8 protein-coding genes are annotated in these 11,566 nt (G+C 40.8%); 7 read left to right on the top strand and 1 reads right to left on the bottom strand.

Annotated elements, in window-relative coordinates; genetic code table 11:
• Window positions 1–14 precede the first annotated feature (14 nt).
• The 3 genes from pepA to DS885_RS12540 are packed head-to-tail and all read left to right on the top strand — an operon-like array spanning window position 15 to window position 4,895.
• The gene (gene pepA / locus DS885_RS12530) at window positions 15–1,529 is read left to right on the top strand and encodes a leucyl aminopeptidase (protein WP_113819763.1); all 1,515 of its coding nucleotides are present in this window, start codon (window positions 15–17) and stop codon (window positions 1,527–1,529) included.
• Window positions 1,530–1,560: 31 nt separating this feature from the next.
• Complete coding sequence (locus tag DS885_RS12535; protein ID WP_113819764.1) at window positions 1,561–2,037, top strand: DNA polymerase III subunit chi; 477 nt, start codon at window positions 1,561–1,563, stop codon at window positions 2,035–2,037.
• Entirely contained in the window at window positions 2,037–4,895 is a 2,859-nt protein-coding gene (locus tag DS885_RS12540) for a valine--tRNA ligase (protein ID WP_113819772.1), read from the top strand. Before DS885_RS12535 ends, DS885_RS12540 begins: the two co-directional genes overlap by 1 nt.
• A 93-nt stretch (window positions 4,896–4,988) precedes the next feature.
• Here the strand turns inward: DS885_RS12540 and DS885_RS12545 are convergent, their stop codons facing one another.
• The gene (locus DS885_RS12545; RefSeq protein WP_113819765.1) at window positions 4,989–6,506 is read right to left on the bottom strand and encodes a YifB family Mg chelatase-like AAA ATPase; all 1,518 of its coding nucleotides are present in this window, start codon (window positions 6,504–6,506) and stop codon (window positions 4,989–4,991) included.
• Window positions 6,507–6,810: 304 nt separating this feature from the next.
• Between DS885_RS12545 and DS885_RS12550 the strand changes: the two genes are divergently transcribed.
• The 4 genes from DS885_RS12550 (at window position 6,811) to ilvD (ending at window position 11,449) form a co-directional block, all read left to right on the top strand.
• Window positions 6,811–7,281 (top strand): hypothetical protein, encoded by a 471-nt coding sequence (locus DS885_RS12550; protein ID WP_113819766.1) that lies wholly within the window; start codon window positions 6,811–6,813, stop codon window positions 7,279–7,281.
• Between the two features lie 332 nt (window positions 7,282–7,613).
• Window positions 7,614–9,260 (top strand): acetolactate synthase 2 catalytic subunit, encoded by a 1,647-nt coding sequence (ilvG, locus tag DS885_RS12555; protein WP_113819767.1) that lies wholly within the window; start codon window positions 7,614–7,616, stop codon window positions 9,258–9,260.
• Window positions 9,257–9,508 carry an acetolactate synthase 2 small subunit gene (ilvM, locus tag DS885_RS12560; protein ID WP_113819768.1) on the top strand — a complete coding sequence of 84 codons (252 nt, stop codon included), beginning with the start codon at window positions 9,257–9,259 and terminating at the stop codon, window positions 9,506–9,508. The genes ilvG and ilvM overlap by 4 nt, the downstream gene beginning before the upstream one ends.
• Before the next feature lie 102 nt (window positions 9,509–9,610).
• Entirely contained in the window at window positions 9,611–11,449 is a 1,839-nt protein-coding gene (gene ilvD, locus DS885_RS12565) for a dihydroxy-acid dehydratase (protein WP_113819769.1), read from the top strand.
• The last annotated feature ends 117 nt before the right edge of the window (window positions 11,450–11,566 follow it).

An 11,566-nucleotide genomic window follows, 5' to 3' on the forward strand; every position in this document is an offset into this window, starting at 1 on the left:
TTTTAAGGATACATATGGAATTTCTAGTTAAAAGTGGTAGCCCGGAAAAGCAACGCAGCGCCTGTATTGTTGTAGGTGTATTTGAACCTCGCCGTCTATCTCATGCAGCCGAAGTATTAGATGAAATCAGTGAAGGTTATTTAAGTGCTTTATTACGTCGCGGCGATATTGAAGGTAAAGTCGGCCAAGTCTTATTTTTACACCATGTACCAAACGTTCTAAGTGAACGTGTTTTATTAGTTGGTTGTGGCAAAGAGCGCGAATTAACCGAAAAACAATACAAGCAAATCATTGAAAAAACCATTACCACTTTAAATGACACAGGTGCATTGGAAGCTATCTGCTTCTTATCTGAGTTACACATTAAAGGTCGTGATAGTTACTGGGCAGTTCGACAAGCCGTCGAAGCGACGCAAGATAGCCTATACAATTTTGATCAGTTTAAAACCAATAAAGACAATACTCGTCGTCCTTTACGTAAGCTAACGTTTAACGTGCCAAGCCGCAAAGAATTAGCGCGTGCTGAGCTAGCATTACAACATGGTATTGCAGTATCTGCGGGTATGAAGCTTTGTAAAGACTTAGCAAACATGCCTCCTAATATCTGTACACCGCTTTACTTAAGCCAACAAGCACAAGAATTAGATCAGCGTTTTGATAAAATCACCACTGAAATTATTGATACGCCACAAATGCAAGCGCTGGGCATGAACAGTTACTTAGCCGTTGCACAAGGTTCTGCTAACCCTGCCTACATGTCGATCATGAACTACCAGGGTGGTCCAAGCGATCAAAAACCTATTGTATTAGTGGGTAAAGGTTTGACCTTTGACTCAGGTGGTATTTCACTAAAACCAGGCGCAGGCATGGATGAGATGAAATATGACATGGGTGGTGCCGCGTCGGTATTTGGTACAATGCAAGCAATAGCAGAATTAGACTTAAACATCAATGTAATAGGTTTAGTGGCTGCGGCAGAAAACATGCCATCAAGCAAAGCATATCGTCCAGGTGATATCTTAACCACTATGTCAGGGCAAACTGTTGAAGTATTAAATACCGATGCAGAAGGCCGTTTAGTATTGTGTGATGCATTAACTTACGTAGAGCGCTTCGAACCTGAATGTGTTGTAGATATGGCGACCTTAACCGGCGCTTGTATTATTGCCCTAGGTCATAATATCAGCGCATTAATGAGCCCACATAAAGGTTTAACACATGAGCTACTAGGCGCATCTAACCAAACCGGTGATAAAGCATGGCAATTACCTATGGATGATGATTTCCAAAAACAACTGGATAGCCCATTTGCTGATATGGCAAATATTGGTGGTCGTCCAGCAGGCTCAATTACGGCAGCTTGTTTCTTATCTCGCTTTACTAAAGCTTACACTTGGGCGCATTTAGATATCGCAGGCACAGCATGGCGTTCAGGCACCAACAAAGGTGCAACGGGCCGCCCTGTTCCATTGCTAACACAATTTGTAATGAACCGTAGCGAGCAAGAACTAACGGACATCGACGCTTAATGTATCGAGTTCAACAAGGTACATGTTAACAATGAGCCAAGTTCTTTTTTACATACATTCGCAAGAAGATACGGATACTAACTTGCCTGCCCATTATGTGCAGGCTTGTCAGTTGGCGGCTTATTATTACCAACAAAATAAAAAAGTGTTTATTTATACTGAAAATCAACAGGACGCATTTGTTGTAGATGAGTATTTATGGCAATTTGATGGTGATAGTTTTGTACCACATAATTTAGTGGGTGAAGGCCCACGATACGGTTCTCCGGTTGAGATTAGCTGGCTTGCTCCACAACACCCTCGCGCAGTATTAATTAACCTGAACCAATCCATTCCGAAGTTTAATTTAAACTTCCAACAAATTATTGATTTTGTGCCTGCACAAGAACAACTAAAAATTAATGCGCGAATGCGTTACAGTGCCTATAAAAAACTAGGCCACACCCTCTCTACTCAAGATGTTGAAGCAACATCTCAAGAGTCAACTAACCAGACAGAAGACAAATGATGGAAAAAACATACAACCCAAGTGCGATTGAGCAAAAAAATTACCAAACCTGGGAAGAAAAAGGTTACTTCAAACCACACGGTGATACTGATAAAGAAAGCTTCTGCATCATGATCCCACCACCAAATGTCACTGGTAGTTTACACATGGGTCACGCATTCCAAGATACCATCATGGATACCTTGATTCGTTATCAACGTATGCAAGGTAAAAATACACTTTGGCAAATGGGTACCGACCATGCGGGTATCGCAACACAAATGGTGGTTGAGCGTAAACTGTTTGCTGAAACAGGCCAAACACGTAAAGAGTTAGGCCGTGAAACCTTTATCGAAAAAATCTGGGACTGGAAAGCAGAATCAGGCGGTAACATTTCACGTCAAATGCGCCGTCTAGGTACTTCAGTGGATTGGGATCGTGAACGTTTTACTATGGATGATGGTTTATCAGAAGCCGTTAAAAAGACCTTTGTTGATTTATACAACGATGACTTAATTTACCGCGGTAAACGTCTTGTAAACTGGGATCCAAAATTACACACTGCGATTTCTGATTTAGAAGTAGAAAACAAAGATGTGAAAGGCTTCATGTGGCACTTCCGTTACCCATTAGCGAATGGTGTAAAAACTCTCGACGGTAAAGATTACATCGTAGTAGCAACAACACGTCCTGAAACCGTATTAGGTGATACCGGTGTTGCCGTTAACCCTGAAGATCCACGTTACCAACACTTAATCGGTAAAACGATTTTACTGCCATTTGTTAATCGTGAAATTCCAATCATTGCTGATGAACACGCAGATATGGAAAAAGGTACAGGCTGTGTAAAAATTACACCTGCTCACGACTTCAATGACTATGAAGTAGGTAAGCGTAATAAACTGCCTATGATCAATGTATTAACCTTTGATGCTTGTATTCGTGACAGCGCGGAAGTGTTTAATACTAACGGTGAAAAAAGCGAAGATTACCCAACAGATTTACCAACACAATTCCAAGGCTTAACACGTGAAGCCGCGCGTAAATTAGTGGTAAGTGAATTAGATGCAATTGGTTTATTAGACGAAGTAAAAGACCACGACTTAACCGTACCTTATGGCGACCGTGGTGGTGTTGTTATTGAACCAATGCTAACAGATCAATGGTATGTACGTGTTGCACCTCTTGCTAAAACAGCAACAGAAGCTGTTGCAAATGGCGACATTAAATTCGTACCACAACAATACGAAAACATGTACAACTCGTGGATGAATGACCTTAACGATTGGTGTGTTTCTCGTCAATTATGGTGGGGACATCGTATCCCAGCTTGGTATGACGAAGCAGGTAAAGTATATGTAGGTCACGATGAAGCAGAAGTTCGCGCTAAGCATAACTTAGATGACAGTGTTGTATTAAACCAAGATGACGATGTATTAGATACATGGTTCTCATCAGGTTTATGGACTTTCTCTACATTAGGTTGGCCAAACCAAACTATGGATCTTAAAACCTTCCATTCAACGGATGTATTGGTAACGGGTTTTGACATTATCTTCTTCTGGGTAGCACGTATGATCATGCTTACTATGCACTTTATGAAGAATGACGATGGCACTCCACAAGTACCATTTAAAACCGTTTATGTGACCGGGCTTATCCGTGATGAAAATGGCGATAAGATGTCTAAATCTAAAGGTAACGTATTAGATCCTTTAGATATGATTGATGGTTTAGATCTTGAAAGCCTAGTAACTAAGCGTACTGGTAACATGATGCAACCACAGCTTGCGAAGAAAATCGAAAAAGACACACGTAAAACTTTCGCCAACGGTATTGAAGCACATGGTACTGATGCACTGCGTTTCACATTAGCAGCAATGGCTTCGACGGGTCGTGATATCAACTGGGATATGAATCGTCTTGAAGGTTACCGTAATTTCTGTAACAAGTTATGGAATGCCAGCCGTTATGTATTAATGGATGCGGAAGATCAAGATTTTGGTTTTGGTGATAACCAAGCAATGCAATTTAGCCTTGCCGATCGTTGGATCCAAGGTCAATTACAAAATATGATCAAAGAGTTCCGTCAAGCGTTAGATACTTACCGTTTTGATATCGCAGCGAACATTCTTTACGATTTCATTTGGAATGAGTTCTGTGGTTGGTACTTAGAATTAACAAAACCTGTTTTATTCAAAGGTAGCGAAGAAGAGCAACGTGGTACGCGTCATACATTAATCAGCGTATTAGAAACCTTATTACGTGTTGCACATCCAATGCTGCCGTTTATGACTGAAGAAATTTGGCAACGAGTGAAATCAATCACGGGTCAAGGTGGTGATACCATCATGCTAGAAGCTTACCCTGAATATGATGCTTCACAAGTGGATGAGCAAGCCGTTGCTGACCTTGAGTGGGTTAAGCAAGTGATCGACGCTGTTCGTAATATCCGTGGTGAAATGGATATTAGTCCAAAAGTACCGCTGAACGTACTAGTTAAAAATGCAGATGATGAAGCGAGACGTCGTTTTTCAGATAACGACGCTTTCTTAGCGGCATTAGCAAAACTAGAAAGTGTGACTTTTGTTGCTCAAGGTGAGGAAACACCTGCTTCAGTGACTGCATTAATTGGTGACTTAGAGCTATTGATTCCAATGGCAGGGTTAATTGACGTAGAAGCTGAATTAGCACGTTTAGCTAAACAACTTGAAAAAGCTAAAAAAGAGTTAGATAAAGTATCTGGTAAACTAAGCAATGAACGTTTTGTAAGTAATGCTCCTGAAGCGGTTATTACTAAAGAAAAAGCAAAACAAGCTGAATACCAAACAACTTGTGACAAACTTAATGAGCAAATTGAAACGATTAAAGCACTTTAATCCATTCAATTTACTATACTTAATTAACAAGTATTGATTTTAGAAGGGGCTGTTCAACAGTCCCTTTTTTGTTTCTAAAATTTAAAAATAACTTCAACAATTAAAACTGCTTAATAACCTGTCCATCGCTCGATAATTTAAAGCTTCACAGAGGTGTGCTTTGTTAATATCTTTTTGCTGTTGCAAGTCAGCAATACTTCTCGCTACCTTTAACAAGCTATGCCAAGCACGAATAGACAACCCCATTTTATCAATTGCTTGCTCTAAAAAGACAGCATCTTCTTTGCTAAGTACACAGAATTGATTGACCTCTTGGCTTGATAAATAATGATTTAACTTGCCCTGTCGTGTTAACTGCACACTGCGAGCCGCTAACACTCTCACTTTGATTTCTGCACTGGTTTCTATTTTGTTTTTTGCACCTTGTTGGGATTCAGCTAATAAACCTTTTGGTAATAAAGGCACCATAATCGCTAAAGCAAAGCGATCTAAGAAGGGGCCAGACAAGCGCCCTAGATAGCGTAATATTTGATCTGGAGTACTGCGTCTTAAACTACCGGAAATATGTCCGCAAGGACTCGGATTCATCGCTGCAATCAATTGAAAATGCGCAGGGAAAGTCACTTGGTTTGCCGCCCTAGAAATAGTCACATGGTGGTTTTCCATCGGCTGACGAAGGCTATCCAACACTTGTCTAGGAAATTCGGCTAGTTCATCTAAAAACAATACTCCGTGATGCGATAATGAGATCTCACCAGGTTTAGGTTTACCTCCCCCGCCCACCAGCGCCACAGCCGAAGCACTATGATGAGGTGCACGATAAGGAGGTAAAAACCAATCACTACGTTGCTTTCCACATACCGAGTACACAGCAGCAGTTTGTAAGGCTTGATGCTCCTCCAAGTTAGGTAACAAGGTCATAAAGCGTTCAGCTAACATACTTTTTCCAGTACCTGGCGGACCAATCAAGAGTAAATTATGCGACCCGACAGCTGCCACCTCCAACACTCTTTTCGCCTGTTCCTGACCTAAAACGTCACTAAAGTCTAAAGAAGAAGCTTCGATGGCGGCAGTTACATCTTGCTCTGCAGGCGGCAAAGTAAACTCTTGTTGTAGATAGGCACAGACATCAGCTAAACAGTTCGCGACAACGCCATTGGCTCCCGTTAAAGCACACTCGTGTGCATTTTCTCGACATACAATAACTTGTCTCTGTTGCTCTTTTGCGGCTAATGCGCAAGGAATAATACCATCAACATGGCGTAACTCTCCGGACAGCGAGAGTTCGCCATAACATTCAAATTGTAGAATCTCATGGCATTTTAATTGCTCTGAGGCGAGTAAAATGCCCAAAGCAATAGCTAAATCAAAACGTCCTCCCTCTTTTGGTAAATTAGCGGGTGCGAGATTCACCGTGATCCGCTTGCTTGGAAACTTATAATTGCTGTTTAAAATGGCACTACGAACGCGGTCTTTTGCTTCTTTGACTGAAGTTTCCGGCAAGCCGACGAGAGAAAATGCAGGTAATCCTGTACCAAGATGTACTTCAACCTCAACTTCGGGTGCATCCACACCAGAAATAGAACGACATACTAACCTTGCTAACGCCATTTGAACTCCCTGACCATCCATTAACAATTAACTGTTACGTGTTAGTTGAAGTATAGAAGTCAAAATTTATTCAGCAAAATAGAGGGCCTAGAAGCATAAACTACGATGCAATAATTAGATCTGTAATACAAAATCTCATTACATAAACAAATCTGAATTATTTTTACAGTCATTAAAGTGAGCCACTCTTCACGGTATTACCAATCATTAAATAGTATCGTATGACAACTTAATAAATTAAATGATCAACGTATATTAATCATTTATATAACCATTAATGCTCAAAAGAGTAAGGAAATGATCAATGAGAAGTAATAAAGAAATAGCTTTAGATGCTATCGATTTAGTAACACCTGCAATACTCAAATTATTTGAGCGTACTAATAGAAAAGAGTTACATATCGTCGTTATGGATCCGAGTTTAAAAGCTTGGGAATCTGCCTTCGATAACGCTATTTTGGTTGAAAAATCATTAGGTACCCCAAAAGAGTGGACGATTCAATTTGATCATTTAGCTAGAAAAAAAGCACATCAAGCTTGGCGTAACGGTTGTGCTAATCTGGATATTCAATCTAAGCACCCTTCTTCTTTACAAGATGATGATATTTTATTTTATGGGTCATTTGTGTATGGAAACATAGTGGTAGCTTGTAGTGGCGTTGAACAACATTATGATATGTTAATGAGTAGCTGGATTGCATTAGCCTTTGAACAATTAACTGTCGCAGAGTATACAAAAAGCAAAACTGATACACCCACAAAAGCATTTAGATAACGCCAGCAGTCTAAAGAACAATATAAAAATAGAGGTTGGTAATAAGCCACCTCTGTTCCCCTACTGTAGCGAGGCTTTAAAGCGTGCAATCACCGGTTCAAAATGTAATTATTTTCTCATTCTAAAATAAAGCACATTCCCCCTAATTTAACGATTCAAACACAACCACTTTCAAGTGAATATCTATTCACGACTCTATTCAATAATCTGTTTAAAAATGTAACAAAAGTTGTTTGAACTGCACTTTTTTGCTATAAAGACCACCCTTTAAAATCAATCTTCAACACATTCGAAACAGATTGGTTGACCATCAATAAATTCAGGAACCCCCCATGAATGGTGCAAACTTTGTTGTTCACGCTCTCAAAGAGCAAAATGTAACACAGGTATTTGGTTACCCAGGTGGCGCGATCATGCCACTTTACGATGCACTGTTTGATGGTGGTGTTGATCACCTTTTATGTCGCCACGAACAAGGTGCAGCAATGGCAGCCATTGGTTATGCCCGCTCAACAGGTAAGGTGGGAGTGTGTATTGCCACTTCAGGCCCAGGCGCCACCAACTTAATCACAGGCTTAGCTGATGCTTTATTAGACTCGGTGCCTGTTGTTGCGATTACAGGCCAAGTACCAACCCACTTAATTGGTACCGATGCTTTCCAAGAAGTAGATGTATTAGGGTTATCATTAGCATGTACAAAACATAGTTTTATGGTGGAAACCGCTGAGCAATTAGGACCAATTATTGAGCAAGCTTTTGAAATCGCCACCAGCGGACGTCCAGGACCAGTACTCATTGATATTCCCAAAGATATCCAAGTTGGTCCAAGTATTGCGTATGCTTTAGCACAATTAGCAGAAACACAACAACCACTAAATCAAGCAATAGTCACTGAAGCTAAAAGTCTAATTAATGGCGCGCAAAAACCATTACTGTATGTCGGTGGCGGTGTTGGTATGGCAAAAGCGGTACCAGCCTTACGAACTTTCATTGAACAAACACAAATCCCAAGCGTATGTACACTAAAAGCAATTGGTTGTATTGAACATGACTCCCCTTACTTCATGGGAATGGTTGGCATGCATGGCAGTAAAGCCTCTAACTTAGCGATTCAAGAATGTGACTTATTAATCGCGGTAGGTGCAAGATTTGATGACCGTGTAACAGGCAAATTAGATGAATTTGCTCCACACGCAAAAGTAATTCATCTCGATATAGATGCTGCAGAAATAGATAAGTTACGCCAAGTCACCATTTCCATGACCGATGACCTTAAACAAGTGCTACCGGCTATCTCAGTAAAACCGAGTATTGAACAATGGCAGCAACATATTAGCGAGATGAAAGTCACGCACGCTAATCGTTATGATCATCCAGGTGAACCGATTTTTGCACCGGCTTTGTTACGCCAGCTAGCAGAAACCATGCCTGCAGATACGGTCATTTGTAGTGATGTTGGCCAACACCAGATGTGGGTTGCTCAACACATGTTTGTAGATCGTCCTGAAAACCATATTTCTAGCTCTGGTCTTGGTACTATGGGCTTTGGTGTTCCTGCAGCAGTGGGCGCACAAGTTGCTCGCCCAAATGATACGGTGATCGCAGTATCGGGTGATGGTTCGTTTATGATGAACATACAAGAGTTAGGAACGATTAAACGTAAACAGTTGCCGATAAAAATTCTCCTCATTGATAACCAGCGTTTAGGCATGGTAAGACAATGGCAAGAGTTGTTCTTTAATGGTCGTTTCAGTGAAACGATTTTAACTGATAATCCAGATTTTGTGACACTTGCTAGCGCCTTTGATATTCCTGGTGAAACCATTGTTGTAAAATCTCAAATAGATGACGCATTACAACGCTTATTAAATAGCGATGGCCCCTACTTATTACATGTATCGATTTCAGAAGAAGAAAATGTATGGCCATTGGTACCGCCTGGTGCAGCAAATGATCAAATGATGGAGAGTGTAGGATGAATAACACATTAACAATCGAAGCGATGCATAGCCCTGAGTTTTTAGAGCGCCTATTGCGTGTTTGTCGACACCGTGGTTTCGCCATTGTGACCATCAATGCGACGACAAAACAACAAGTTACACATATTGAATTAACAGTGAGTAGTGACCGTGAAATAGCACTACTTACTAAACAACTTGATAAAGTGATCGGTATATTAAAAGTAACGCTATCCGCATCAAACGAAGATATTAAAGCAAGCGCGTAAAATGCAGATTGTACCCTTAAGGGTTATCTGTTTTACTTGTACTTATATTATTTAAAATAAAGGCTAATAGAGTTAGCCAGCAAGCAGTTTAAGGAAATTAACATGCCAGATTATCGTTCTAAAACCTCAACCCATGGCCGTAATATGGCTGGTGCACGTGCACTATGGCGCGCAACTGGCGTAAAAGATGATGACTTTGGTAAGCCAATCATCGCCATTTCAAACTCATTCACACAGTTTGTACCTGGTCACGTTCATCTTAAAGATATGGGTCAACTTGTTGCTGGTGCTGTTGAAGCCGCAGGCGGTATCGCTAAAGAGTTTAATACTATCGCTGTTGATGATGGTATCGCAATGGGTCACTCAGGTATGCTTTACAGCTTACCATCACGTGATTTAATTGCAGATTCAATTGAATACATGGTAAATGCTCACTGTGCAGATGCGATTGTTTGTATCTCTAACTGTGACAAAATCACACCGGGAATGTTAATGGCAGCATTACGCTTAAACATCCCAGTGATCATGGTATCAGGTGGTCCAATGGAAGCCGGTAAAACTAAGCTTTCTGAGCAAATCATCAAACTAGATTTAGTTGATGCAATGGTAATGGGCGCTGATAAAACAGTCTCTGATGAAGATGTTGAAAAGGTTGAGCGTAGTGCTTGTCCTACATGTGGTTCATGTTCAGGTATGTTTACTGCAAACTCAATGAACTGTCTAACAGAAGCATTAGGTTTATCATTACCTGGTAACGGTTCAATGCTAGCAACACACGCTGACCGTGAGCAACTGTTCTTAGATGCAGGTACTCGTATTGTTGATATCGCTAGACGTCACTACCAAGAAGATGATTACTCGGTATTACCACGTTCAATTGCTAACCGTGCCGCTTTTGAAAATGCAATGGCATTAGATATCGCCATGGGTGGTTCTACTAATACTATTCTACATCTATTAGCGTGTGCTCAAGAAGCTGAATTAGACTTCACCGTTGCCGATATGGATGAGATGTCTCGCCGTATTCCTCAACTATGTAAAGTTGCACCTTCTACTCCTAAATACCATATGGAGGATGTACATCGCGCAGGTGGTGTAATGGCTATTTTGGGTGAACTAGATCGAGCTGGTTTATTGAATGGTGATACACCAACCATCTTAAACATGACGATGCGTGAGCAGTTAGCACAATACGATATTATGCAAACTAAAGACCAAGCAATCATCGATTTCTACCGAGCAGGCCCTGCTGGTATCCGTACTGTTAAAGCATTCAGTCAGTCATGTCGTTGGGATACTGTAGACAATGACCGTGTTGAAGGTTGTGTTCGTTCAATTGATAATGCCTTCAGTACTGAAGGTGGTTTAGCAGTATTATTCGGTAATATGGCCATTGATGGCGCAGTGGTTAAAACCGCGGGTGTTGATGACGATAACCTAACATTCACAGGTCCTGCAAAAGTATACGAAAGCCAAGATGATGCAGTAGCTGCAATCTTAGGCGGCAAAGTAGTTTCAGGTGATGTAGTTGTTATCCGTTACGAAGGTCCACAAGGTGGCCCAGGTATGCAAGAGATGCTTTACCCAACCAGTTACTTGAAATCAATTGGTCTTGGTAAAGAGTGTGCATTAATTACCGATGGTCGTTTCTCTGGTGGTACATCTGGATTATCAATCGGTCACGTTTCACCTGAAGCGGCAGCTGGTGGTTTAATTGGTCTAATCGAAAATGGCGATATCATTGATATTAACATTCCAACACGTGCGATGGACTTGAAAGTATCTGATGAAGTATTAGCTGAGCGTCGTGCAAAACAAGATGCAATTGGTTGGAAGCCTGTTGATCGTGTGCGCCCTATTTCAGTGGCATTAAAAGTATATGCATCAATGGCAACGTCTGCCGATAAAGGTGCGGTAAGAGATATCACTAAGCTTAAATAAGCCATTAATTTAAGGCATTTAAGTAAACAGATATCAAAAAGCTCATTATGTGAATGCATAATGGGCTTTTTTAATGCTGTTGTACTATTTAAATTAAAGTTAATACCAATTGTATTA

This window comes from Psychromonas sp. B3M02, assembly GCF_003318165.1.
Classification (GTDB): domain Bacteria; phylum Pseudomonadota; class Gammaproteobacteria; order Enterobacterales; family Psychromonadaceae; genus Psychromonas.